20 protein-coding genes are annotated in these 25,557 nt (G+C 70.7%); 12 read left to right on the forward strand and 8 right to left on the reverse strand.

Annotated features, from left to right (window positions below):
- Nucleotides 1-200: 200 nt before the first annotated feature.
- Nucleotides 201-2,144: a glycosyltransferase family 39 protein gene (locus AB0M08_RS43735; RefSeq protein ID WP_364507079.1), complete on the reverse strand. Its 1,944-nt coding sequence runs from the start codon at nucleotides 2,142-2,144 to the stop codon at nucleotides 201-203.
- A 220-nt stretch (nucleotides 2,145-2,364) separates the two neighbouring features.
- Between AB0M08_RS43735 and pgi the strand changes: the two genes are divergently transcribed.
- Both pgi and AB0M08_RS43745 read left to right on the forward strand, forming a co-directional pair.
- Nucleotides 2,365-3,990, forward strand: coding sequence for a glucose-6-phosphate isomerase (gene pgi / locus AB0M08_RS43740; RefSeq protein WP_364507082.1), 1,626 nt, complete (start codon nucleotides 2,365-2,367; stop codon nucleotides 3,988-3,990).
- Between the two features lie 19 nt (nucleotides 3,991-4,009).
- A complete protein-coding gene (locus AB0M08_RS43745) occupies nucleotides 4,010-5,083 on the forward strand; it encodes a winged helix DNA-binding domain-containing protein (RefSeq protein WP_364507085.1) in 1,074 nt (357 codons plus the stop codon).
- Here the strand turns inward: AB0M08_RS43745 and AB0M08_RS43750 are convergent.
- Nucleotides 5,035-6,087, reverse strand: coding sequence for an Lrp/AsnC family transcriptional regulator (locus AB0M08_RS43750; RefSeq protein ID WP_364507088.1), 1,053 nt, complete (start codon nucleotides 6,085-6,087; stop codon nucleotides 5,035-5,037). The two genes, AB0M08_RS43745 and AB0M08_RS43750, sit on opposite strands and share 49 nt — an antisense overlap.
- Nucleotides 6,088-6,144: 57 nt before the next feature.
- On the opposite strand from AB0M08_RS43750, the gene AB0M08_RS43755 reads away from it, so the two are divergent.
- Nucleotides 6,145-7,152 (forward strand): amidohydrolase family protein, encoded by a 1,008-nt coding sequence (locus AB0M08_RS43755; RefSeq protein ID WP_364507091.1) that lies wholly within the window; start codon nucleotides 6,145-6,147, stop codon nucleotides 7,150-7,152.
- On the opposite strand, the gene AB0M08_RS43760 is transcribed toward AB0M08_RS43755, so the two are convergent.
- Together AB0M08_RS43760 and AB0M08_RS43765 are read right to left on the reverse strand one after the other, a co-directional pair.
- Nucleotides 7,130-8,254 carry an NADAR family protein gene (locus AB0M08_RS43760; RefSeq protein ID WP_364507094.1) on the reverse strand — a complete coding sequence of 375 codons (1,125 nt, stop codon included), beginning with the start codon at nucleotides 8,252-8,254 and terminating at the stop codon, nucleotides 7,130-7,132. The two genes, AB0M08_RS43755 and AB0M08_RS43760, sit on opposite strands and share 23 nt — an antisense overlap.
- A 118-nt stretch (nucleotides 8,255-8,372) precedes the next feature.
- Nucleotides 8,373-8,870, reverse strand: a complete 498-nt coding sequence (locus AB0M08_RS43765; protein WP_364507097.1) for a hypothetical protein — start codon at nucleotides 8,868-8,870, stop codon at nucleotides 8,373-8,375.
- Between the two features lie 239 nt (nucleotides 8,871-9,109).
- On the opposite strand from AB0M08_RS43765, the gene AB0M08_RS43770 reads away from it, so the two are divergent.
- The 6 genes from AB0M08_RS43770 (at nucleotide 9,110) to AB0M08_RS43795 (ending at nucleotide 17,267) form a co-directional block, all read left to right on the forward strand.
- Nucleotides 9,110-10,258, forward strand: coding sequence for an alpha/beta hydrolase family protein (locus AB0M08_RS43770; protein WP_364507099.1), 1,149 nt, complete (start codon nucleotides 9,110-9,112; stop codon nucleotides 10,256-10,258).
- A gap of 575 nt (nucleotides 10,259-10,833) precedes the next feature.
- The gene (locus AB0M08_RS43775; protein ID WP_364507102.1) at nucleotides 10,834-12,024 is read left to right on the forward strand and encodes a glycosyltransferase; all 1,191 of its coding nucleotides are present in this window, start codon (nucleotides 10,834-10,836) and stop codon (nucleotides 12,022-12,024) included.
- On the forward strand, nucleotides 12,021-13,589 hold the full coding sequence (locus AB0M08_RS43780; protein ID WP_364507105.1) for a glycosyltransferase family 39 protein: 1,569 nt from the start codon (nucleotides 12,021-12,023) through the stop codon (nucleotides 13,587-13,589). The genes AB0M08_RS43775 and AB0M08_RS43780 overlap by 4 nt, the downstream gene beginning before the upstream one ends.
- Nucleotides 13,586-14,776: a glycosyltransferase gene (locus AB0M08_RS43785; RefSeq protein WP_364507107.1), complete on the forward strand. Its 1,191-nt coding sequence runs from the start codon at nucleotides 13,586-13,588 to the stop codon at nucleotides 14,774-14,776. Before AB0M08_RS43780 ends, AB0M08_RS43785 begins: the two co-directional genes overlap by 4 nt.
- Nucleotides 14,777-14,781: 5 nt before the next feature.
- Entirely contained in the window at nucleotides 14,782-16,869 is a 2,088-nt protein-coding gene (locus AB0M08_RS43790) for a galactose oxidase early set domain-containing protein (protein ID WP_364507110.1), read from the forward strand.
- A complete protein-coding gene (locus tag AB0M08_RS43795; RefSeq protein ID WP_364507112.1) occupies nucleotides 16,866-17,267 on the forward strand; it encodes a hypothetical protein in 402 nt (133 codons plus the stop codon). The genes AB0M08_RS43790 and AB0M08_RS43795 overlap by 4 nt, the downstream gene beginning before the upstream one ends.
- A 33-nt stretch (nucleotides 17,268-17,300) precedes the next feature.
- Here the strand turns inward: AB0M08_RS43795 and AB0M08_RS43800 are convergent, their stop codons facing one another.
- On the reverse strand, nucleotides 17,301-18,191 hold the full coding sequence (locus tag AB0M08_RS43800; RefSeq protein ID WP_364507115.1) for a LysR family transcriptional regulator: 891 nt from the start codon (nucleotides 18,189-18,191) through the stop codon (nucleotides 17,301-17,303).
- 84 nt (nucleotides 18,192-18,275) lie between these two features.
- Between AB0M08_RS43800 and AB0M08_RS43805 the strand changes: the two genes are divergently transcribed.
- Entirely contained in the window at nucleotides 18,276-19,445 is a 1,170-nt protein-coding gene (locus tag AB0M08_RS43805) for a nuclear transport factor 2 family protein (protein WP_364507118.1), read from the forward strand.
- Between the two features lie 50 nt (nucleotides 19,446-19,495).
- Here AB0M08_RS43805 and AB0M08_RS43810 read toward each other — a convergent pair whose 3' ends face one another.
- The 3 genes from AB0M08_RS43810 to AB0M08_RS43820 all read right to left on the reverse strand — a co-directional run bounded on the left by AB0M08_RS43810 (nucleotide 19,496) and on the right by AB0M08_RS43820 (nucleotide 22,818).
- Nucleotides 19,496-20,602 carry a chondroitinase-B domain-containing protein gene (locus tag AB0M08_RS43810; RefSeq protein WP_364507120.1) on the reverse strand — a complete coding sequence of 369 codons (1,107 nt, stop codon included), beginning with the start codon at nucleotides 20,600-20,602 and terminating at the stop codon, nucleotides 19,496-19,498.
- 134 nt (nucleotides 20,603-20,736) lie between these two features.
- Nucleotides 20,737-21,441, reverse strand: coding sequence for an Ltp family lipoprotein (locus tag AB0M08_RS43815; RefSeq protein ID WP_364507123.1), 705 nt, complete (start codon nucleotides 21,439-21,441; stop codon nucleotides 20,737-20,739).
- Between the two features lie 198 nt (nucleotides 21,442-21,639).
- Nucleotides 21,640-22,818 (reverse strand): acyltransferase, encoded by a 1,179-nt coding sequence (locus AB0M08_RS43820; RefSeq protein ID WP_364507126.1) that lies wholly within the window; start codon nucleotides 22,816-22,818, stop codon nucleotides 21,640-21,642.
- Between the two features lie 114 nt (nucleotides 22,819-22,932).
- Between AB0M08_RS43820 and AB0M08_RS43825 the strand changes: the two genes are divergently transcribed.
- Nucleotides 22,933-24,330 (forward strand): M4 family metallopeptidase, encoded by a 1,398-nt coding sequence (locus AB0M08_RS43825; protein ID WP_364507129.1) that lies wholly within the window; start codon nucleotides 22,933-22,935, stop codon nucleotides 24,328-24,330.
- Between the two features lie 45 nt (nucleotides 24,331-24,375).
- On the forward strand, nucleotides 24,376-25,401 hold the full coding sequence (locus tag AB0M08_RS43830) for an alpha/beta hydrolase-fold protein (RefSeq protein ID WP_364507132.1): 1,026 nt from the start codon (nucleotides 24,376-24,378) through the stop codon (nucleotides 25,399-25,401).
- The last annotated feature ends 156 nt before the right edge of the window (nucleotides 25,402-25,557 follow it).

The following is a 25,557-nucleotide window of genomic DNA, read 5'->3' on the forward strand; positions in this document are numbered from 1 at the left end:
CGTCGCGCTGACCGCCGGCCTTGACCTTGTCGTCGGCGCCGTACCCGCCGACGTCGTGCACGTCCGCGCTGCGCTCGTAGCTGCTCCCACGTCCCGCTCGCACCCCGGGCCCACCCACCGGGGGCTTTCGCGGTCGAGACGAGTGGGCCCCCGCAGCCCGGGGTAGCTGCGGGGGCCCACTGTTCTCGGGAGAAGGTCCGTTAGGTGGTGGCCGTCAGGTCGTAGACGGTGCTGCTGCCGACCGTGGTGGCCGTGTAGTTCTCCGAGACCCAGGTGGCGATCTGGCTGGCGCTGCCGTCGCTGCCGCCGCGCCCGCCGCCCATGCCGCCGCCCGAGATGTAGTAGTGGATCTCGCCGGCCGCGACGTAGGCCTTGAACTCGTCGAGCGTGGGGGAGGGGTCGCTGCTGGTCCAGCCGCCGACGCCCATCACCGAGGTGCCGCTCGCCAGTTCGAGGCTGGCGGCCGAGCTGGAGCCGTTGGTCGCGGCCGCCCAGCGGTAGGAGCTGCTCGCCTTGAGCAGCGCGATCACCTCGCTGCTGGTGCTGCTACCGCCCATACCGCCTCCCATACCGCCGCCCATGCCGCCTCCGCCACCGTTGCCACCCGGGCCGCCCGACGACGAGGAGGACGAGGACGACGAGGAATCGGACGACGAGGAACCGGAGGAGGACGACGAATCGGTGGACGAGGAGGACGACGAGGACGAGTTGCGGTCGGGGCGGCTTCCGCGCGTACCGGAAGCCGAGCCGCCACCACCGCCACCACCGCCCATGCCGCCGGAGGAACCGGAGGGCCCGGCCGTCGGGATGGAGCCCGAATGGGCGACCCCGACCGTGGCCGTGGCGTAGGCGGCGCTGCCCAGACCCGCCGAGAGGAGGCCGGCCACCAGGCCGACGATCGCGAGGCGGCGCAGCTGGACGGCCGGGGCGATCAGCAGGAGGGCGGCGACCACACCGACCGCGACGGCGATCCAGCGCAGAGCCGGCATCCAGTCGGTACGGCCCAGGAGCACGAAGCCCCAGCCCGCCGTGGCCAGGACCATGCCGGCCAGGACGACCCGCGCCCAGAGCTCGGCCCGGTAGAGCCAGAGTACCCGGGACCCGATCGCGACCAGGGCGGCGATCGACGGAGCGAGGGCGACCGTGTAGTACGGGTGGATCGTGCCGCTCATGTACGAGAACGTGATCGCGGTGACCAGCGTCCAGCCGCCCCAGAGCAGCATGCCGGCCCGGGCCCGGTCGGTGCGCGGCGCCGTCCAGGTGATCGCGACGACGGCGACCAGGGCGATCAGCGCGGCCGGCAGCAGCCAGGAGATCTGCGTGCCCATCGAGTCGCCGAAGAGCCGCCCGATGCCGGTGGACCCGCCGAAGCCGGTGTTCCCGCCACCGCCGCCACCCCCGCCACCGGCGTTGCCGTCACCGCCGAGGATCCGGCCGAGGCCGTTGTAGCCGAGCGCGAGCTCCCAGAGCGTGTTGTTGGTCGACCCGGCGATGAACGGCCGGGACGACGCCGGCCAGATCTCCACCAGGGCGATGTACCAGCCGGCCGAGACCACCAGGGCGAGACCGGCGAGCAGCAGGTGCTTGATCCGCTTCCCGAGGCCGGTCGGCGCGGCGACCAGGTAGACCAGCGCCATCGCCGGCAGCACCAGGAACGCCTGCATCATCTTGGTGAGGAAGCCGAAGCCGAGCAGCACGCCGGTCCAGGCCAGCCACCTGGCGCTGGCCGTCTCGGTGGCGCGGACCGTGGTGTACGCCGCCGCGGTCATCAGTAGCACCAGCAGCGCGTCCGGGTTGTCGAACCGGAACATCAGCACGGCGACCGGGGTGATCGCCAGCGCGGCGCCGGCGAGCAGGCCGGTCCAGTGGCCGAACCAGCGCCGGACGGCGAGGTAGAGCAGGAAGACGCTGGCGACGCCCATCAGGGCCTGCGGCCCGAGGATCGCCCAGCTGTTGACCCCGAAGATCCGGGCGGAGAGCCCCATCACCCACATCGCGGCGGGCGGCTTGTCCACGGTGATCGCGTTGCCCGCGTCGAGCGAGCCGAACAGCAGCGCCTTCCAGCTCTGTGAGCCGGCCTGGGCGGCGGCGGCGTAGAAGCTGTTGCCCCAACCGGAGGCACTGAGGTTCCAAAGGTACAGCACAGCTGTCGCAGCCAGTAACAGCCCTAAAGATGAGCGCTCCAGCGCTTTTCCGGACCGGTGGCGTGCAGTCGTCGTCATGGGACTAACCTCGCGGGTAGTTCTACGACGGCTCTGTGATCAGTCTGTGGGCCGTCTGAGAACTACAGTTCGCCGCGTCTCGGCAGCGGTTCGTGCCACGATGGGCGAAGTGTGCAGTTGTCCCCTGGCCGGAGTGGGAGAGATGAGCGAACACGTTTCCGACAGTGCCGAGTGGCAGAACCTTCAGGGTCTCGCCGAGAAGTTCTCGGCGGTCCACCTGCGCGATCTCTTCGGCAGCGACGCGGAGCGCGGCACCCGGTATGCCGCCGAGGTCGCCGACCTCTACGTGGACTACAGCAAGAACCTGGTGACCGACGAGGTGCTCGGCGCCCTGGTCGCCCTCGCGAACCGTGCGAAGCTGAGCGAGAAGATCGCCGCGATGTTCGCCGGGGAGCACATCAACATCACCGAGGACCGGGCGGTGCTGCACACCGCCCTGCGCCTGCCCCGGTCCGCGTCGCTGGTCGTCGACGGCCAGGACGTGGTCGCGGACGTCCACGGTGTCCTCGACCGCATGGGTGCCTTCGCGGACAAGGTGCGTTCGGGTGAATGGACCGGACATACCGGTCAGCGCATCAAGACGATCGTGAACATCGGGATCGGCGGGTCGGATCTCGGGCCGGTCATGGCCTATGAAGCGCTGAAGGACTACACGCAGCGGGACATTTCGGCCAGATTCGTGTCGAACATCGACCCGACGGATCTGTACGAGAAAACCCATGATCTCGACCCGGCTACGACGCTGTTCATCATCGTCTCCAAGACCTTCACCACCCAGGAGACGCTGACCAACGCCCGCGAAGCGCGGAAGTGGCTTCTCGCGACCCTGAAGGACGACGCCGCGGTCGCCAAGCACTTCGTGGCCGTCAGCACCAACGCCGCAAAGGTCGCCGAGTTCGGCATCGACACCGAGAACATGTTCGGCTTCTGGGACTGGGTGGGCGGCCGCTACTCCCTCCCGTCCGCCGTCGGCCTGTCCGTGCTGATCGCGATCGGCAAGGAGCAGTTCGCCGACATGCTCGCGGGCTACCGCGCGATCGATGAACACTTCCGGACTACCCCGATCGAGCGGAACGTTCCGGCGCTGCTCGGCCTGATCAACGTCTGGTATGACACGTTCCTCGGGGCGCAGTCGCACGCGGTGCTGCCGTACGCGCAGTACCTGCACCGGTTCGCCGCGTACCTGCAGCAGCTGACCATGGAGAGCAACGGCAAGTCGGTGCGCCTCAGTGGCGAGCCGGCCACCTTCCAGACCGGCGAGATCTTCTGGGGCGAGCCCGGCACCAACGGCCAGCACGCGTTCTACCAGCTGATCCACCAGGGCACCAAGCTGATCCCGGCGGACTTCATCGGCTTCAGCGTGCCGAACCACGACATCGGCGAGATGCACGACCTCTTCATGTCGAACTTCCTCGCCCAGACGGGCGCGCTGGCGTTCGGCCGTACGCTGGAGCAGGTCACCGCCGAGGGCACCGACCCGAAGATCGCGCCGCACCGGGTGATGCAGGGCAACCACCCGACGACGACGATCCTCGCGGAGAAGCTGACGCCGGGCACTTTCGGTCAGCTGGTGGCGCTCTACGAGCACATCACCTTCACCCAGGGCATCGTCTGGGAGATCAACTCCTTCGACCAGTGGGGTGTCGAGCTCGGCAAGGTGATGGCGAACCAGCTGGCGCCGAAGCTGACCGGCGCGACCGCCACCGCGGACGACGACTCGTCGACGAACGAGCTGATCAAGCGGTACCGGGCGGCCCGGGGACGCTGACGTCTCTAGGCTCAGTGCCGTGGACACGTCTACGGCACTGAGCCTCCGTCTCTCCGCCCTGCTCCTCGGCGCCCATCCGCAGACGGACGTCCTCGGCGTCACCGAGTGGTTCGGCGCGATGCAGGCCCAGGACCTGAACAGCGTGCTCTGGTCGCTCGGGTGCCGCCTGCCCGGTTTTACCGCGAAAAATACGGTCATGTCGATGGAAGAGCGACATGTCGTCCGAACCTGGCCCATGCGCGGCACGGTCCACCTCATCCCCTCCGCCGACGCTCACTGGATGTTGCAGCTCACCGGCGTCCGGGCCCTGGCCGGCGCCGCCAAACGCCGCGAGATCCTCGGCCTCAGCGAGAAGACCGCCGACAGGGCGGTCGAGATCCTGGGTGCCGCGCTCACCGGTGGCGGCCGCATGACGCGATCCGAGTGCATCGCCACCCTCAACGACGGCGGCGTCCAGGTCACCGGCCCGTTGGGTTACCACCTTCTCTGGTACGCCAGTCAGCAGGGCGTCACCGCGATCGCCCCCAACGCCGGAAGCGAACAGACGTTCGTCCTGCTCGACGAGTGGGCCACCACCCGCAACGAGCCCGCCTCCCGGGAGGAGGCCCTGGGCATCCTCGCGTACCGCTACTTCCGCAGCCACGGCCCCACGACGGCCAAGGACTTCGCGGGCTGGACCATGCTCCCGATGGGCGACGCCCGCAAGGGCATCGCCGCCGCGGGCCTGACCAGGGTCGACGTCGACGGCGTGGAGATGTGGGCCGATCCGGCGGCGCTCGACGCGGGCCCGGTCACCGGCTGGCGCGCCCTGCCCGGCTTCGACGAGTACATGCTGGGCTACAAGGACCGCGCGATGATGGCGACGCCCGACCAGCTCGCGAAGATCATCCCGGGTGGCAACGGCATCTTCCAGTCCACCCTGATCCGCGACGGCCGGGTGATGGCCACGTGGAAACGTACCCTCGGCAAGAAGGCGGTCTCGATCGCGGTGACGCCCCTCGCCGACATCCCGGACTGGTCGCCCGTCGAGGAGGCCCTGCAACCCTACGGGACGTTCGTCGAGCTCCCGGTCGTGGTCAAGAGGCCGGCCTGACCGACCCGGGCGCCGACCTGCTTGACCACCCGCAGCGTCGGGCTCACCTCCAGCCGGTCCAACCCGGGCAGCGCGCCGAGCCGCTCGGTGGTGAACGCGTAGAGCGCGTCCAGATCCCGGCAGTGCGCCACGGCGTGCAGGTTGTCCGGCCCGGAGACCGCCGCGGCGAACACCACCTCCGGCATCCGCGCCAGCGCCCGCCCGGCCTCGGCGAGCCGCGCCGGATGCACCCGCAGCCCCAGGTTCGCCCGGGTCGTCAGCCCCAGCGCGGTCGGCGCGATCTCGACGTCGAGGTAGACCACGCCTCGGGAGAGCAGCTCCCGCATCCGGCGGGCGACCCGTCCCGGGGTGAGACCGGTCGCGGCGGCGAGGTCGACCAGGCTGGCCCGCCCGTCGGCGCCGAGGGCCGCGATCAGCCGGTCGTCGGCGGCGCTCAGCGGGGCTGCTCGTTCCCGGACTCCTTCGGTGAAGGGCCCGTCGCCGGTGGCGCCCAGTGCGGTCTCCTGCTCCGGCGTGAGCACACCGGCGAGCGCCGTCCAGTAATGCCCACGTCCCGCCAAGAACTGGCGCAACTGTACCGCCGCGCGGACGTCGAGCACCGCCGCCGCCCGGGGGAGACGCCGCCCGAGCAGGTCGTCGCGCTCCTCGCTGGACCGTGACCGCACCGCGCAGGTGACCTCGGACCCGGCGGCGGCGAGCGTGACCCAGCTGACGTCGTCGCGCTGGGCGAGCGCCTCGGCGATCGCGGTGACGCTCCCCGGCCGGCAGCGCAGCCGCACCAGCCACTGGCTCTGCCCGAGCGCCCCGGGATCGACCACGCCGACGACCCGGATCGCGCCGCTGCGGCACATCCGCCGGTACCGCCGGGCGACGGTCAGCTCGGAGACCCCGAGCACCGCGCCGACCGTGGCGAACCCGATCCGCGGGTCGATCTGCAGCGCGCGAAGGATCCGGACGTCCTCCGGCTCCAGGATGACGGATTCGGCCGTTGCGGAAGCCACCATGGCGGCGATGCTACTGTCCCGGCCGCTCCGGCGCGGTCACCCGAGCACGCTTGCCGCATGACGCTGATCGCCATCGAAGAACACTGGATCATGCCGGAGCTGACCGCGGCGCTGCGCGACTCCGGCGACGAGAGCCTCGCCTTCAACGACCTCGGCGACCACCGGGAGCGCCTCCGGGACCTCGGTGCCGGCCGGATCGCGGCGATGGACGCCCAGGGCATCGACGTGGCCGTCCTCGCGCTCACCCCGCCCGGCACCCAGCCCCTCGCCCCGGACGCGGCGATCCGCCTGAGCCGCGCCGCCAACGACCGGGCGGCCGAGGCCGTCGCCGCCCACCCGTCCCGTTTCCGCGCCCTGTCCACGCTGCCGATGTCCGCCCCCGATGCCGTCGCCCCCGGTGCCATCGTCGCCGAGCTGGAGCGCGCCGCCGGCCTGGGCCACGTGGGCACGATGGTCCACGCCCGCGCCGGCGACCTGCTCCTCGACGATCCGGCGTACGACGACTTCTTCGCCGCCTGCGCCCGCCTCGGCCAGCCGGTCTTCCTCCACCCGCAGCTGCCGTCCCGCGCGGTGCGCGACGCGTCGTACCGGGGCTTCACCCCGACCACCGACCTGGCCCTGGCCACGTTCGGCTGGGGCTGGCACCTGGACACGGCCACGGCCGCCCTGCGCCTGATCCTGCGCGGCACCGTCGACCGCCACCCCGCCCTGCAGATCATCCTGGGCCACTGGGGCGAGATGCTGCTCTTCTGGCTCGACCGCGCCGACAGCCTCTCCCGGGTCGCGGGCCTGCCCCGCCCGATCCGCGACTACATCCGCACCAACTTCTTCATCACCACATCCGGCATGCACAACCCGGCCCTGCTCGACCACGCCTTGTCGGTGACCACTCCGGACCGCCTGCTCTTCTCCACCGACTACCCGTTCCAGCACCCCACCGGCCCGGAGATCGCCGCGTTCCTGCAGCATTTCCCCACCGAGGAGGCCCGCACCCTCTTCACCGCGGAGAACGCGGCCGCCCTCTTCGGCATCGACCTCCCCGTCACGGTGAAGCGGCCAGGATGAGCTCGGACCGCACCACTTCCAGGAGCCGTCCCACCCAGTTGGTGCCCCGCCGCCCGTCGACGGCCCAGTATCCGTTCCCCCCGTCGTTGTAGAGGATCCGTGCGTCCCCCGTCGCCAGCAGCGTCGCCGCGAACGACGGGTGCCGCCGGAACTTGTCCCGCAACAGCGCACCCATCACGGCCAGCCGCACCCCGGCCCACCCGTCCCTCCGCGGCGCCTCCCGCCCGAGGGACTCCGCCTCGACACCCCGCTCCGCCCCCGCGATCCGGTCGTGCCACTCCGGGTCGGCCGCCGACACCGCCCAGTAGGCGTGCGTCACGCTCCGGTACTCCCGTCCCGCGTAGACCACCGTCGCCGGATAGTCGTTCTGCACGACCTCCGCCCCCGGCGGTTCCGGCCACCCCCGCGGATAGACGCCTCTGCTCACCGTGACCGGCTGCGCCACCGCGGTCTCCGGCCCGTCGGCCGCCCGCCGGTCGTCGTCCGCCGCCGCACCCGCGCGCCGGAAGTACGCGAGCGCCCGCTCCCGGCTCGCTGCGGTCACCACGAGGGTGCTACCAGGATTCCGCGCCGGGATCTCGTCGCCGACGTCGGCCAGCAGGATCCGGACCGGCACGTCGTTCTGGTCCATGTCCCCGAGCACGTAGATCCGCCGATGCTCCGGCACCGCGAGATACGTCTGCCGGACGGCCTCGAGGTTGGCCGCGCTCGGCTCCCCGGCATAGCGGAGCAGCGCCCGCCAGCAGCGCCCGGACGAGTCCGGCCGGTCGTTGAGCCGGTCCACCTCGTCCACCAGATCGGCGATCACCAGCTCCGGCGTCAGCCACGAGGTCAGCGCCGGCAGCACACCACCCGCCACCCCGTCGATGACGAACTCCGCCCCCGCCGGCGGCGCCAGAGTCAGCGTCCCGTCCCCGAACCCCGCCCGCAGCCCGTCGAGATCGGTGCCTTTCCCGAACCGCCCCCAGCGCACCAGCCCGTCCGCGAACACGGCGAGCGCTTCCAGCCGAAAGTGGTCCCCCGACCGTACGAAGACCAGGCGCTGCCGCCCGTTCACGACGTCCTGGTCGACCTCCCGCCAGGTCGCCGTGGTGTCCGTCATGCCGGCAGCCTACTGTCACGGCTTTCCGCCGCCGAGGCGTGTACGTCGCCGCCCGGGAACTGGAGGTCGCGTGATCACCAGCGAGCAGGAGCACGGTGGAGAGAGCGGAACCGTCCGTTCATGACGCGAGCAGATGCGTCAGCGCCGCCGCGCCCTCGACGCGGTGCGCGACCCCTCGTGCCTGCAGCAGGAGATTCGCCATCACGAGCGTCGGATCAACGTCGGGAACCGTGAGCCCCAGCCGTTCCCGCACCCACGGCGCGACTTCGCTCCACCGATAGAACAACGTCCCGTCCCGGTGCGGATTGACCGGCGGCGGAAACCCGCCCGGCCCGCGTTCCCCGGTGGCATAACGCCGGAACGATTCCCGGCTCTGCCCCACCCGATCAGCGACATCGGCCAGCGTCACGAGATCCTCGTCGAGGACCCGCACCGCTTCCACTCCATGGGCTTCCAGATCACGAACCGCAGACGCGATCGCCTCCGCAAGGTTGGCTGCTTCCCGATCGAACTCGGCAACGGGAACACCCCGCTCGACGCCGAAGATCGCATCCTCCGGCCCCTCGGCGAGGAGCGCATCGAGCACCTCGTCGGTGGGCCGGTGACGCAGCACCACCGTGAACGTGTGTGACCGCACTGGCCCACCTCCTTCTTCTGGTGGCGGTTGCGGCTGACCACGTTGTGGACTCCTCGTCGGTGTGGATCCGATTGTCACGCTGGATCTCCCCTCAGCACCACGTCCTTCCGGTGCAATAGTACACCAGCGCGGTGCGAAAGTGCACCGCCTGCATTGATGGCCATTGACATGCGGGAAAGCGCTTTCTAGGGTCGAACTCCATCGACATGGAGGAATCAATGAAGCGCCGCTCCGTGCTCTCCCTCCCCGCTGCCGCCCTCGCCGCCCCGCACCTCAAGGACGCCCTCGCCGCCGCCGGCTTCGAGTCGCCGGCCGTGATCGACGGCAACCTCCCCGCCTTCTACGAGCAGCTCAAGGAGGACCTGACCTTCCCCCTCGCCTACCGTTCCGGCGACTTCCGGGACTGGAAACGCCGCGCCCGCGCCCAGTTCGAGTCCCTGCTCTGCGCCCCCGACGACCGCACCCCGTTCCACGCGGAGGTGATCGACGAGCAGCCCGGCCCCGGCTACACCCGCCGCCAGCTCGTCTTCGACGTCACCAGGTACAGCCGGGTCCGCGCCACCATGCTGATCCCCGACGGCAGGGGCCCGTTCCCGGCCGCGCTCCTGCTGCACGACCACGGCGCCAAGTTCGACATCGGCAAGGAGAAGCTGATCGAACCCTGGTACGACGACACCCGCCTGGCGTCCGCCCGTGCCTGGTCCGAGAAGTACTTCAGCGGCCGCTTCCCCGGCGACGTCCTCGCCTCCCGCGGCTACGCCGTCCTCTGCGTCGACGCCCTCGGCTGGGGTGACCGCAACGGCCTGGTCTACGACGGTCAGCAGGCCCTGGCGAGCAACCTCTACTACCTGGGCTCCTCGCCCGCCGGTCTGATGGCCCGCGAGGACGCCCGCGCCGCCGCCCTGCTCGCGACGCTCCCGGCCGTCGACCCGCACCGCATCGCCGCCGTGGGTTTCTCGATGGGTGCCTTCCGCGCCTGGCAGGTCGCCGCCCTCTCCGACCACATCGCCGCGACGGTCGCCGCCTGCTGGATGACGGGTCTGCGCGAGATGATGGTCCCGGGCAACAACACCCTCCGCGGCCAGTCCAGCTTCTACATGCTGCACCCGGGCCTCTCCCGCCACCTCGACATCCCCGACGTCGCGAGCCTCGCCGCGCCCCGTCCGGCCTACTTCCTCGACGGCGAGCTCGATCCGCTCTTCACGCCGGAGGGCGTGGCCACGGCGTACGCGAAACTCTCTCGGATCTGGACCTCTCAACACGCGGCCTCGCGCCTGCGCACCCAGACCTTCCCGGGCCTCTCCCACGTCTTCACCGCCCCGATGCAGGACGAGGCCTTCAATTTCCTAGATCAACACCTTCTTTAGGCGTACGCCCTACGCATCCGACGATCGCGTCGTCACCCTCGCCGTCGCGGCGCGCGACCACCGATGCCGCTCCCGGCCGCAGCGCGCCCCGGCCGGGAGCCGTATCCGCTGCGCACCTGGCCGTATCCGCCGCGCACCTGGCCGTCCCCGCCGCCGCTGGCGGCCCCGCGCGGGCTGCTCCCGGTGGCGGTCTCCCGGTGGGTCGCTCCCGTCGGCGGCCACCTCGCGGGACGCTCCCGGAAATGAGCCGGAATCGTGGCAATGACATGCCGAACATTGATCGAATGGGAATTGAAGATCCATTAGTGTGATCGGTGATCAATTGCTGTCCGAATTGGACACTCTGCAGGCAATTATGGGGACTGATGTGGCCTCTGGTTACGGACTCGTTTCCGTACCGAAAAGCGTTCCGTATTGGCGGTTAAGAACCCGACTAAGTCTTGAAGGAATGGCGTGGGGCATCGATAGCATCGACGGTGCTGATGGATCGGGGATCCATCCCGCCCGAAGGGGTATCGACGTTGGCCGCCGTGAGTATGACCATTACATCGACAGTTCTCTTTGTCTTCGCGATCGTGACCCTCTGGTGGACCATGCATGCCTGGCGGACGCCGGAGACGCTGGCGGCCACCCGTTTCGCGGCGCCGGACGGTGCGCAGCATCTGACGTTCTCGCTGCTGGTGCCCGCTCGCCACGAGCAGAACGTCCTGGAGCGGACGGTCCGGCGACTCCTGCAGTCGACCCACGAGGGATTCGAGATCATCGTCATCGTCGGGCACGACGACGCGGAGACCGCCGCGGTGGCCGAGCGGGTGGCACTCATCGCGCCGGGGCGGATCCTGGTGGTCACCGACCATAATGAGGTGAAGAACAAGCCCCGCGCGCTGAATACGGCCCTGCCCTATGCGCGCGGTGACGTGATCGGTGTCTTCGACGCCGAGGACGAGGTCCATCCCGATCTTCTGGAGCATGTGGATCACGCTTTCCGGGCGACCGGCGCGGATGTGGTGCAGGGCGGCGTCCAGCTGATCAATTTCCATTCCAGCTGGTTCAGCCTGCACAACTGCCTGGAGTACTTCTTCTGGTTCCGCAGCAGATTGCACCTGCACGCCGAGAAAGGGTTCATCCCGCTCGGCGGCAACACGGTCTTCGTCCGGACCGAGGTGCTGCGCCGGGCCAACGGCTGGGACGGCACGTGCCTGGCCGAGGACTGCGACCTCGGGGTGCGGCTCTCCAGCCGCGGCGCCAAGGTCGTCGTCGCCTACGACTCCACCATCGTCACCCGGGAGGAGACCCCGCACTCGCTGCCCGCGCTGCTCAAGCAGCGCACCCGGTGGAACCAGGGCTTCCTGCAGGTGCTCCGGAAGGGGGAGTGGCGCCGCCTGCCCGGCCTGCGCCAGCGGATGCTCGCCCGGTACACCCTGACCGGGCCGTTCCTGCAGGCCTTCGCCGGCCTGGCCATCCCGCTCGGGGTGGTCGTGGCCCTCGCGGCGGACCTGCCGGTCGGCGTCGCGCTGATCACCTTCCTGCCGGTCCTGCCGATGGCGGCCAGCCTGGTGTTCCAGACGATCGGCCTGTACGACTTCGGGCAGCAGTACGGGCTCCGGATCGGGGCGCAGGACTACGCCCGGCTCGTCCTCGGGCTCTTCCCGTACGCGGTGCTGCTGGCGGTCGCCGCGCTCCGGGCGATCTGGCGGGAGTACACCGGCCGCCGCGACTGGGAGCTGACCGCGCACCTCGGCACCCACCTGAGCGGTGCCGTATGAGCGCCGGGGTGCTGGAACGGCTCGACACGGCCGTACCGGAGAAGGAACGGAGTCCCGACGCCGACTGGCTGATCGCCGGAGGTCTCACGATCGTGGTCCTGGTCCTGCTGGCGGTGAACATCGACGGTTTCCCCGCCGCCAGCGACGACGAGGGCACCTATCTCGCGCAGGCCTGGGCGGTCCAGGAGGGCCGCGGCCTGGCGCACTACACCTACTGGTACGACCACCCGCCGCTCGGCTGGATCCAGCTGGCCGCGCTCGCCTGGCTGCCCGGCCTGCTCCTCCCCGGGCTGACCGCGGTGGTGGCCGGCCGGATCGCGATGCTGCCGGTGCAGGCCGCGATGCTGCTGCTGATCTACCTGGTCGGCCGCCGGGCCGGGATGCCCCGGTGGGGCGCGGCGCTGGCCCTGCTCACCTGCGGGCTCTCGCCGCTCTTCCTGACCATGGGCCGGCAGATCTACCTGGACAGCTTCGCGGTGACGTGGATGCTCGGCGCTCTCGCCCTCGCGCTGTCGACGCGCCGCCACCTGTGGCACTTCGCCGCGTCCGGCGCCGCCGCGGCGGTCGCGGTGCTCTCCAAGGAGACGATCCTGCTCGTCGTGCCGGCGGTGCTCCTCGCGCTCTGGCAGAACACGGCGCGCAGCACCGTCCGCCCGTGGGCGGTCGGCTCCTGGTTCACCGGGCTGGTCCTGGTCGGCGGCTTCTACCCGCTCTACGCCCTGCTGCGCGGGGAACTGTTCCCCGGCGAGGGCCACGTCTCGCTGATCGGCGCCTGGCAGTTCCAGCTGATGAGCCGGTCCGGTTCGGGCAGCGTCCTGGAGTCGTCGTCGGGCACCTACGCCCTGCTCCACTCGTGGCTCTACTACGACCCGGTCATCCTCGTCGCCGGCCTGGTGGCGACGGTGCCGGCCCTCGCCGTACGCCGGCTGCGACCGGTCGGCCTGGCCGCCGCGCTGCTGACCGTGATGGCGCTCCGGCCCGGCGGCTACCTCCCCGCCATGTACGTCGTGCAGGTGCTCCCGTTCTTCGCACTCGCCATCGCGGGCGTGGTGGTCGCCGCCGCCACGCGCCGGACGGTCGCCGCCGCCACGCGCCGGACGGTCGCCGCCGCCACGCGCCGGGCGGTCGCCGTCGCGGTCTGCGCGGCCCTGGCACTGGCGTACGTCGCCCCCCACTGGTACGTCGGCGCCGACCGTGCCCTGACCGACACCGCCAACGCGCCCTACGCCGAGGCCGCCGGCTACCTGAGCACCCGGATCCCCGACCGCGCGGACGCCACGGTCGTCGTCGACGACGTCCTCTGGCTGGACTGCGTCGACGCCGGATACGAGCCCGACCGGGTCCTCTGGTTCTACAAGCTCGACCTCGACTCGGCGGTCGCCGCCCGCCTGCCGCACGGCTGGACCGACGTCGACTACATCGTGTCGAGCCCCGCGCTGCGCCAGGACCCGTCCGGCCTGCCCACCGTCGCCGCCCTGCTGGACCACTCCACGACCATCGCCACCTTCGGCCCGCCGGAGGGCCGCATCGAGATCCGCCGGGTCGACAAGGAGACCACACCATGACATTGATCGCCGAACCGCGGCGCGCCGTCTTCCGGGGCCGGATCGGGGAGCTCACCCCCGAGACCACCCTGCGGCAGACCGTCGTGGTGCCCACCTTCAACGAGCGGGACAACATCCCGGCCCTGCTCCGGCGGCTGGCCGCGGTGCTCCCCGCCGACCAGTCGGAGATCGTCGTCGTCGACGACAGCACCGACGACACCCCCGCGGTGGTCCTGGCCGAGGCGCTGACCTGCCCGGTGCCGGTGCGGCTGCACCACCGCGACAGCCCCGAGGGCGGCCTCGGCGGCGCCGTCGTGGCGGGCATGCGGCTGGCGCGGGGCGCCTGGATCGTGGTGATGGACGCCGACCTGCAGCATCCGCCGGAGGTGGTGCCGCAGCTCGTCGCCGCCGGCGTGCGCGACGGCGCCGACCTGGTGGTGGGCAGCCGGAAGTCCGGCGGCGGCACCAGCGACGGCCTGGAGAACGGGTACCGCCGGATCGTCTCGGCCGGCTCCACCCTCACCACCAAGGTCGTCTTCCGGAACGCGCTGCTGCGGGTCAGCGACCCGATGAGCGGCCTCTTCGCGATCCGGGCTAGTTCCCTGGAGGTCGCCGAGCTGCGGCCGCTGGGCTACAAGATCCTGCTCGAGCTGATCGTCCGGAACCGTCCCGGCCGGATCGTCGAGATCCCGTACGCCTTCGCGCCCCGGCACGCGGGCGCGTCGAAGTCCACCCTCCGGGAGGGCCTGCGCTTCCTGAAGCACCTCTCGCTGTTGCGCTTCGGTTCACTGTCGCGCCTCGGTGCGGGACGCGGGCGGATGGCCGGCGTCGCTCTGATCGGGCTCTCCGGCCTGATCCCGAACCAGGTGCTCCTCTGGCTGCTCGCCGCGGTGCTCGGCGTGCACTACGCCCCGGCCGCGGTGCTCGCCAACATGGCCGCCGTCCTCTGGAACTTCGCGCTGATCGACGGCCTGCTCTACCGCCGCCATCGGCACCGCCGCGCCTTCGGGAGCCGGTTCCTGCGCTTCTTCCTGCTGGGCAACGCCGACCTGGTGCTGCGCGTGCCGCTGCTGGCCGTGCTCGTGGACGGCGTGCACACCGGCGTCCTCACCGCCAACCTGATCACGTTGATGGCGTCGTTCACGGCCAGGTTCCTCATTCTCGACAGGCTTATTTATCGCGTACGGCCAGCGAGAGCCGCATCGTGAACCCGGTGCGGCACCGCCCCTGGATCAGCCGCGGCGATCGCCGGAACATCGCCCGGCTGCTGGTGATCCTGCTGGTCGTCACCCTGCTGACGCCGGTCCGGCCGGCGTCGGCCTCGGCGGAGCTGCTGGTCAATCCCGGTCTGGAGACCGTCGACGCCGGCGGTTTCCCGTCCTGCTGGGAGAGGTCCGGCTGGGGCGACGGCGCGTACGCGTTCGAGGTCGTCCACCCCGGCCGGACCGGCGCCAACGCCATGCAGGTCACGCTCACGGCCACCGGCGGTGGCGACCGCAAGGCGATGATGCTGGAGAACCCGTCCTGCGCCCCGAACGTCACGCCCGGCCACCAGTACGACCTCTCCACCTGGTACACCAGCACCACCCCGGACACCGTGCTGACCGCGTTCCGCCGCGACGTCACCCAGGGCTGGGTCTGCTGGACGGATCTGGTCTCGCTCGCCCCGGCGACCTCCTGGACCATGGCGAGCGTCCGTACGCCGCAGATCCCGCCCGGCACGGACCAGATCGTCTGGGGCGTGACCATCTACGGCACCGGCGTCCTGCGCACCGACGACTACGCGATGGCCGACGCCACCGCGCCCGCGCCCGGCTCGTCCTGCAGCGCCGGGGCCGCCTGCACGCAGGGCAGCTGGCAGGTCCTGCCGGTCGAGTCGCCGGCCCGGGGCATCCACGCGGTGGTACTGCGCACCGGGGACGTCCTGCTGGTCGCCGGCTCCGGCAACAGCGAGGACATGTTCGCGGCGGGCACCTTCACCAGCGCCGTCTACCACCCCCGCACCGGTACGTTCACCGTGGTGCCGACCCCGGCCGACCTGTTCTGTTCCGGTCACGTGCAACTGCCCGACGGACGGGTCCTGATCATGGGCGGGAACAAGGCCTACCCCGCGGCCGACCTCAGCCACGGCTACGAGGGGCTGCGCGACTCGTACGTCTTCGACCCGGCCACCGCCACCTACCAGCGGCTCAACGACATGAGCGCCGGCTCCTGGTACCCGTCGGCGACCGCGATGGGCAACGGCGACGTGATCGCGCTCGGCGGTCTCGGCGAGGACTCCTCCGGCACGGTCGCCACCCAGTACTTCGACGTCTCGCAGGGGCGCTGGCTCGGCATCGGGGAGGCGCACCAGACGTGGAGCTACTGGGGTCTCTACCCGTCGATGATCCTGATGCAGGACGGCCGGCTCTTCTACACCGGCAGCCACGTCTTCGGCAACGGCCTGCCCGGCAGCGGCGCGTCGATCTACGACTACGACGCCGCCACCATCACCCCGGTGCCCGGCCTGCGGAACAAGGACCAGCGCGACCAGTCGATGAGCGTGCTGCTGCCCCCGGCCCAGGACCAGCGGGTGCTGACCCTCGGCGGCGGTAACATCGAGTCCAACCCGGACGCCCACCGGCTCACCGACATCATCGACCTCAAGGCCGCGAGCCCCGGGTACGTGGCCGGCCCCGACCTGCCCGGCGGCACCCTGACCGGCGGCGTCGCGGAGACCGCGGCCCAGGGCAAGATGTACGTCTCCGCGGTCCTGCTGCCGGACGGCACGGTCTTCGAGACCGGCGGCGCCCTGCACAACCGGGCCGACCCGGTCTACGAGGCGTCCCTGTACGACCCGGTGACCGGCGTCTTCACCCCGGGCATGGCCGTCGACCCGGTGCCACGCGGCTACCACTCCTCGGCGTTCCTGCTGCCGGACGGCCGGGTCATGGCGGTCGGCGACAACCCGGGCGACGGGTCCTTCGACCAGCGCGTCTCGGTCTACACGCCGCCGTACCTCTTCCACGGCGCGCGCCCGCAGATCCTCGGCGGCGTCGACGAGCAGTGGGCGTACGGGTCGAGCCACACCGTCACCGTCGACACGCCGATCGTGCGGGCCTCGCTGATCCGCCCGGCGGCCGTCACCCATTCCAGCGATCCGAACCAGCGCTTCGTGGAGCTGCCGATGAGCGTGAACGGCGACGACATCACCCTGAACCTGACGAGCAACCCGAACATCGCCCCGCCCGGCTGGTACATGCTCTTCCTGCTCGGCGCCGACGGCGTCCCGTCCGTCGCGTCCTGGGTGAGGGTGTCATGAGGGCCGCGACAGTGGTGGCGGCCGCGTTCCTCGCCGTGGCCGTGCCGCTGACCGTCGTCACCGCGCTGCGTCCCGCCGCCCCGGAGGTCGCGGCGCCGGTGCGGCCCACCGCCACTCCGGCGCCTTTCGTGCAGCGCTTCGCCGAACAGCCCGGCGTGCGCCCGTTGCGCCGCCGTCCGTCACCGACCGCCACGCTGGCCGTTCCGGCCGGCGTGGACGGTTGCGACCATTCCTATGGCGTACGCGGTCAGTGCGTCCCGAACACGTACCCACCCGGCGTCCGGGACCGGTGCGCCTGGCTGCGGGACCACGGTTTCCTGGCGACGCCGCTGCGGGTCACCGGCCGCGACCGGCAGCGACTCGACCGGGACGGCGACGGCCTGGCCTGCGACACCTGATCACCCGTCGCCGCGCGGAGCCGGTCGAAGGGGTCACCCGTCGCCGCCGAACGCCGCGCGGATCCGGTCGAACAGCACGGCGGCGGACGGGTGCGGGACGGCGCGCGGCGAGATCAGGTAGATGCCGCGCGCCGGCGGATCGAGCAGCGACACCGTCGTGACGCCGGCCGGCAGGGCCCGGGTCAGCACGCCGGGGATCAGCGCGATGGCGTGGCCGGTCGCGACCAGGGCCACCTTGCCGGGCAGGTCGGCGGCGGTGAGATCGACGCGCGGGGTGACGCCGGCGCGGGCGGCGTGCCGGCGCAGCAGCGTGGCGGAGCCGTCGTTGTCCTCGGCCCAGATCTCACCGGCCAGCTCCCCGATCGGGACCCCGCTCCGCCCCGCGAGGGGATGGCCGGTGGGGAGGACCACGACCATCTCGTCCAGTCCCAGGAACCGGCGTTCGATCCGCGGGTCGCTGGGCAGCCCCGGCGGAGCGTCGGTGACGACGGCGACGTCGAGCTCCCCGGCGATCACCCGGTCGTGCAGCCGCGCGCTCAGACCGGGGTGCAGGCTCCACCGCAGGGAACCCGCGTCGTCCAGCAGACTGCGGACGGCGGCCGGCACGATCCCGGCGGCCAGGGCCGGGGTCGCGCCGATGGCCAGCGGCGGGCTGGCCGCACCGTCGAGGGCGTCCCGGGCGGCGGTCACCGCGCGGTCGCACTCCCGCAGAACGACCACGGCGTGCCGCAGGAACACCTCGCCGGGCCCGGTCGGCCGCACCCCGCGGACGTGCCGCTGCAGCAGGGGCACGCCGAGCCGCCGCTCCAGCCCGCCGATCTGCCGCGAGACCGCCGACTGGGTGTAGCCCAGCTCGGTGGCCGCCGCCGACAGGGATCCGAGCCGGCAGACCGTCACGTACGTGCGCCACGCCGTCAGGTCCATGCCGGGAAGTATGCCTGTCACGCATGCCTGCCCTGCGAAGTCTGCGCTTGTCGCACCCCTGACGGTGCCCGACAGTGGTGATCCATGACCACACCGCACACCATCGCCGTTCTGGGCCTGGGCCGGATGGGCTCCGCCATCGCGGCCCGGCTCGGCGACGACCACCACGTCGTGGGCTGGACACGATCCGGCCGCCCGCCCCGGGCCCGGGGCGACGCCGTCGCGAAGGCGGCCGTGGCCCGGGACCCGGCCGAGGCCGTCGCGACGGCGGACGTCGTGATACTGGCGCTCTTCGACGGCCTCGCCTGTGAGGAGGTCCTCGACCGGATCCAGGGCTCGTTGCGCCCCGGCGCCGTCGTGGTGAACACCGGCACGGTCGGGCCCGGGGAGGCCGCGCGGTTGGCCGCCCGCCTCGGCGCGTCCTATGTGCACGCGCCGGTGCTCGGCTCGGTGGCCGCGGCCGCGGCGGGCACGCTGCAGATCCTCGCCGCCGCCGACGAGGGCACCCTGGACCGGGTACGGCCGGTGCTGGAGAGGCTCGGCACCGTGCGGCCCGTCGACGGCGCTACCCTGGCCGCCGCGCTCAAACTCGTCGCCAACAGCGCCCTCGCCGGCGCCGTCGTCGCCCTGCGCGACACGCTGCGCCAGGCCGACGCCCTGGGCCTGTCCCGCGCGCGGACGCTGGACGTCCTCGCCCTCGGCCAGTTGGGCGGCCTGGTCACGCGGAAGCGGGCGTTCCTCGACGGTAGCCCGGGACACGCCGCCGAGTTCACCATCGGCGCGCTGCTCAAGGACCTGGACCTGCTGGCCGCCGCGTCCGGCACGCCCCTGCCGGCCGCCGCCGATCTGGCCGGTTCCGACCCGGCGGCGGACATCGCCGTCGCCGCCACCGCCACCGCCCCCGCCGTGGACGAGGCGGTGCTCGCGCCGCTGCGCGCCTACATCCGCGGTCACGCCACCGGCGACCCCACCCACTTCCGGACGGCGTTCCTGCCCACCGCCCACATCGAGGGGATGCGGGACGGCACGTTCGTGTCGTGGCCCCTCGACGACTACTGCGCGCTCTTCGGCGGCCACCCGGCCCCGGACGAGCCGACGCGCTCCCGCCGCCTCGACGCCGTCGACGTGCACGGCACCGTCGCCACCGCGTCGATGACGCTCCGCCACGGCCCGGACACTTTCACCGACGTCTTCCTTCTGGTCCGGGCCGCCGACGGCTGGCGGATCGCGAACAAGGCCTACCACCGGGCCTGAACGGACGACGGCCCCGCCACGGGGGCGGGGCCGTCGTCTCGCCGGATCGGTCAGTTCATCGTGGCGCCGATGGTGCTGCTGCCCGTGGTGAGGAATGTGGTCGTGGGCAGGGTGCCGCTCGAACTGCGGGCGTTGTAGCACGTGCTGGCGTCGGTGGAGATGAAGGACGGCGTGCTGATGCCGCTGTCCCAGTTGTTGCCGGCCGAGGTGACCGAGGAACCCTTGCTGACCGAGCCGCTGCCGTTGCCGACGGCCAGGTTCTTGCCGAGCTTGGCGGAGCTGGTGGCGAAGTAGTAGCCCCAGTTCCCGTTCCCGTACGCCGTGGTCCGGTTGATCACGATGGCGCCGGTGTTGGAGTTCTCGGTGAACCCGTTGCCCTCGTTGTCCCAGGCAGCGGAGTTGTTCACCACGTGGGCCACGGTCTCGCCGTCGCCGCCGAGCTTGTAGCCGTTGCCGTCACCGGCGAAGGCCGAGTCGCTCCAGCGGTTCTGCCCGTTCCCGAAGGACCAGGTGTGCTCCACGGTGACCGGGGACGAGAACGACCAGAAGTCGATCCCGTCGTCCGAGTTGTTGTAGAGCCGGGCCCCGGTGACCAGGTTCCCGGTGCCGGACCCGTACTTGATGGCCACGCCGTCCGCGTTCTCGCCGTGGTTGGCCGCGTCGTAGTTGCCGTACGAGTCGAGGTTCTTGACCGTGTTGTTGACGGTGCCGTCACCGGTGAGCGTGAACCCGGAGTCGCCGCCGTTGATGGTCTTGATGTTGCTCCACACGCTCCCGGTGCAGGACGTGCAGACGACCGCGCTGTCCGGCGAGTTCTGGAAGGTCAGGTTCGAGACGTTCCAGTAGTCGGCGGTCAGCTTGAAGATCCACGAGCCACTGGCCAGGCTGCTCCCGTCGATCTTCACGCTCTCCGAGCCGTACGCGGTGAGCGTGATCGGCGAGGAGGAGGTGCCGTTGGTGGTGGACTGCAGGGTGGTGGTCGGGTAGTAGGTGCCGGCCCGGACCTGGATGACCGTCCCGGCGGTGGCGCTCGAGATGGCACTGGTCAGTGCGGCGGTGGTGCTGACGACCACGGTGGCCGCCTGCGCGGGGACGGAGAGCAGTGCGAGGCCGACGGTGGCGACGGCCGATGCGGCGAGGACGTTCCGCATTCTCATGGTGCCTGTTTCCTTTCAGCGGGGTACTGATCGGACTGCGGCACGGAGGTGCGCTGCCTTGGGGGAGACGGCGCCCGCCGTACCAAGGCTTCGAATCGTATCAATAAAAGCTCTGCCTGGGGGAAAGCGCTTACCTACAGCCCAACCTTCTTGGCGCCGTAGGTGGCCTGCGCGGTGGTGAAGCCCTCGAACTTGAGCTGTTTGATCAGTCCGGAGCGGGAGAACGAGTCGTAGTCCAGGTAGTCCGCGGCCTTCTTGGCGGCCTGTTCGTTCCAGTCGGCCTTCTGGGCGTCCACGCCGAAGGTCGCGTCCTTGGTGGAGAAACCCTCGTACTTGAGCTGCTTGATCAGCCCGGAGCGGGAGAAGGCGGTGAACTCCAGGTAGTCGGCAGCCTTGTCGACGGCGTTCTCCTGGGAGACGGTCAGCTTCTTGGTGGGCGCGGTGGTCGGGTCCGCGACCGCCTCGGCGGTGGCCTGAGCGGTCGCCCCGGTGGTCTTCCCCGCGGCGGCCGACTGCGTGGTGGCGGCCGCCGCGGCGACACTGTCCTTCGTGGCGTCGTCGTCGCCGGCCGAGGCGATCGCGCCGATGCAGCAGAGTCCCACCAGCCCGCCCACGGCCGCGAGCACGATCTTCCCGGTCTTCTTCTTCGGCGGTGCGGCCGGCGGCTGCGGGTAGCCCCCGTAACCGGGCGGCACGGGCTGGCCCGGTACTCCGGGCGGCTGATACCCGGCGGGCGGTTGATATCCGGCCGGTGGCGGTGCCCAGCCGGGCGGCGGCTGCGGGATGGGAGCGTTGGGGTCGAACGGCTGGTCGCCCGAGGACGGGCCGGGGTGGGACATCATGCTCCTTAATGACGGACGTGCATTGCGTGTGATGGCGGACCGTCGTCCACAGTCATCACCGCTTCAAGATCATTTAAACGAAGCGGCAGCTCAGCGCGGGTGGGCTGTTTGGTCACTTCGGTGCGCCCACCAGTCAGTGACCGATCGATACTTCTGCGTGATCCACAATCGAACGGCCGACCGGTCGTTGGCGGATCAGCGTTCCGACGGAACGGAGGGCCGAGGGGCCGTGGTTGCCGGTGCCGGTGCCGTGGTCAGCCGCTTGCCGAGGCGCTGGGCGGGAAGTTCGACATAGCGGTGGGTCAGCCAGGAGAGGCCGAGGACCGCGGTCAGGTAGGCCGTCGCGCGTACGGCGTCCGGCAGCGGGCCGTCGCTCAGGAACCCGTGGAAGAGTTCGATCAGGACGTAGTGGACCAGGTAGACGGAGTAGCTGAGCACTCCGATCCGGGCCAGCCAGCGGGGCGCGGGCCGGCGGCGGGTCAGCATCCCCACGGCGAACGCGCCGCCGAAGACCGCGAGGGTTATCAGGGCGCGGGCCTCGTACCGGAAGATCAGGCCGTTGAGGGAAGCGAGCTGGCGGAACCAGTTGATGATCAGGGCGACGGCCACGACCGAGCCGACGATTGCGGGCTGCCACCAGCTCGTCTGGCCGACGTCCGCGCGGTAGATGGTCGTACCCAGGAACATGACGGAGAGAATGAGCAGGCCGTCCCAGGCATGCGCCGGATCCTGACCGATGGCGAGCAGGGTGGCCGTCAGGCCGCCGAGCAGCAGCCCGCCGGCGATGACGACGGCGCGGCGCCCGGAGACCACCGCGGTCAGGCCCACGAGCAGCAGGAGCAGCACGACCGGCGCGGGCACCGCATACCGGAGCGACAGGGGAGCGGTCAGCAGGGCGAGGCCCGCGAGCCCCGCGGAGACGATCCCGTCCCAGCGATGCAGGCGGAATGTGAACAGTGCTGTGACAAGCAGGTAGAACGCCATCTCGTAGGTGAGCGTCCAGAGCACCGCGGTGATCAGCGGCGTGCCGAGCAGGAACGGCAGCATGGTGCCGTGGCTCAGGGCGTCAGATACGGAGAGTGACGCGCCGTCGAACAGCACCATCGCCGCGATCGCCACCAGATACATAGGATAAAGGCGAAAAATCCGGCTGGTCCAGAATGCTCGCAGGGAACCGTGCCGCTCCAGCGAGGCCGGAATGATGTAGCCGCTGACCAGGAAGAACAGCATCACTCCGGCGACACCGGCGTTGAGCCACTCGGCCGTGAGCGCGCGCAGGCCGGTGAAGACGTAGCGGCTCAGGTGCGCGTAGATCACCAGGAGGACGGCGACCGCCCGTAGCGCGTCAAGCCAGCCCAGGCGGGGAGAAGGCATCCGGAGACCATAGCGGAACGGGCTATGGCGATATGATCGTAATGCTATCTGACCATATTTACATTCATCCATGAGGCTGATCCCAGAGAAGAAGCACCACCCTGGGAGGCCCCTGTGAAACGTCAACTGACAGTCATCGGCACCGTCGCGGCGCTCGCCGTCGCGGGCAGCGGAGTCGCGGCTACGGCGGCCCCAGCAGGCCTGGACGGTCTGAGCCTGGTCAAGACCAAGCACTCGCTGCTCGGCACGCACACGTGGTACCAGCAGACCTGGCACGGCATCCCGGTGCTCGGCGGCTACTACGCCACCCACACCAACGACAAGACCGGCGAGACCACCGTCGCCGACGGCCGCCTCACGGTCACCGGCTCACCCTCGGTCACCGCCACCTTCGCCCGAGGCAAGGCCGAGTCCGCGGTCACCGGCCGCCTCTCGGGCTCGCTGGTCCGCAACGCCTCCCCGGTGATCGAGGTGGAGAACGGCACCGCCAAGCTCGGCTGGCTGGTGCTGACCCAGACCGCCAAGGGCACCGTGCAGAGCGTCGTCGACGCGAAGACCGGCTCGACGCTGACCGAGGAGAGCACGGTCAAGAACGTCGACGGCACCGGCGTGGTCTTCGACCCGAACCCGGTCGTCACCCTGCAGAACGAGAGCCTGACCGACAGCAGCAACGCGAACAGCTCGACGTTCACCAACGCGTACAAGACGGTGACGCTGACCCAGCTGACCAGCGGCGTGACCACCCTGCGCGGCGCGTACGCCTACAACACCAGCACGAGCGGCGTCACGTCGAGCACCCGGACGTACAGCTACAACCGCTCGCAGGCCGGTTTCGAGCAGACCGAGGCGTACTACCAGATCACCAAGGCCCAGGAGTACATCCAGAGCCTCGGGTTCACCGACGTCAACGCCTCGGCGCAGAAGTTCAAGACGACCGGCTACACCGACGACAACTCGTACTACGACCCGTCGACCGACGCGATCACGTTCGGCACCGGCGGCGTGGACGACGCCGAGGACGCCGAGATCATCTGGCACGAGTACGGTCACGCCATCCAGGACGACCAGGTCGCAGGCTTCGGCTCGTCCGACGAGGCCGGCGCGATCGGCGAGGGCTTCGGCGACTACTGGGCGTACAGCCTCTCCTCGGCGGTCAGCTCCAACACCACGGTGACCCCGCTCGCCTGCATCGGTGACTGGGACGCGGTCTCCTACACCTCCAGCACGCCGCACTGCCTGCGCCGGGTCGACGGCACCAAGACGTACCCGTCGGACGTCGAGGACGAGGTGCACGCCGACGGTGAGATCTGGTCGCGCGCCCTCTACGACATCAACACCGCGCTGGGCCGCACCGTCGCCGACACGATCATCCTCGAGGCGCAGTTCAACTACACCGCCGGCACCAACTTCGCCGCCGCCGCGAACGCCACGGTCGCCGCCGCCACGTCGCTCTACGGCAGCACCACCGCCGCGACGGTGAAGGCCAAGTTCCAGGCTCGCGGATTCATCTAGGTTTTTCAGCTGCGCACGGCCGGTGAGTTTAGTTGACTCGGATGCATGTCCATCTGGAGCTCTGAACTCACCGGCCGTCTGCATCACGAGACCATCGTCTCGGAGCAGCTGCGGAACAACCCACTCGGCGACCCGCACGAGCGGCCGATCCTGATCTACACCCCGCCCGGCTACGACGACACCGACGAGCGCTACCCGTCCATCTACGTGATCCAGGGCTACTCCGGCCAGGTCACCATGTGGACCAACCGGCAGGCCTTCCGCGAGCCCTTCGTGGAGACCGCCGACCGGGTCTTCGCCGAGGGCCGCGCCCCCGGCTGCGTGATCGTCTACGTCGACGCGTGGACCGCGTACGGCGGCTCCCAGTTCGTCGATTCGCCCGGTACCGGCAACTACCACTCGTACCTCTGCGACGAGGTGGTCCCCTGGGTCGACGCCCGCTTCCGCACCATCGCCGACCGCGAGTCCCGCGCCGTCTCCGGCAAGTCCTCCGGCGGCTTCGGCGCGATGATCACCCCGATGCTCCGCCCCGACCTCTTCGGTGCCCTGGCCACCCACGCCGGCGACGCGCTCTACGAGTACTGCTACCTCAACGAGTTCGCCAAGGCCGCCCGCCACCTGCGCAAGTACGACCACGACATCCTCGCCTGGTGGAAGGACTTCCAGTCCCGGGTCGCCTTCACCAAGGAGGAGGACATGGCGCTCTGCCTGCTGCTGGGTTGCACCGCCGCGTTCTCCGCCGGCGCCGACGGCACCCCGCGCCTGCCATTCGACCCGCGCACCGGCGAGCTGATCCCGTCGTCGTGGGAGCGGTGGCTGGCCTGGGACCCGATCCGGATGATCGACCGGTACGCGGACGCGCTGCGCTCCCTGCGCGCGGTCTGGATCGACGCCGGCACCCGCGACGAGTGGTTCCTCGACCTGGGCGCTTCGGCCTTCCAGGCGGGCCTGGAGCGCATCGGCGTCCCGTCCGACCGGATCGCGTTCGAGCTCTTCCCGGCCGCGCACGGCGGCATCGACTACCGCTACCCGCTCGCCGTCGAGTGGCTCGCCCACCGTCTGCGGCGCTGAGTTCGGGGTTGCGGGCGGCTGGCTGGTGTTCCGGGGTGTCTCAGCGGCATCGAGGCACCCCTGACCCTGCTGGCTTATTCGGGGTTTAGGCGGCGAGGGTGAAGTCGAGGCGTTGTAGGTGGGTGGTGCGGGTGCGGTCGAGGGGGTGGCCGGTCC

This window comes from Actinoplanes sp. NPDC051851 (genome assembly GCF_040681165.1).
Lineage (GTDB): Bacteria > Actinomycetota > Actinomycetes > Mycobacteriales > Micromonosporaceae > Actinoplanes.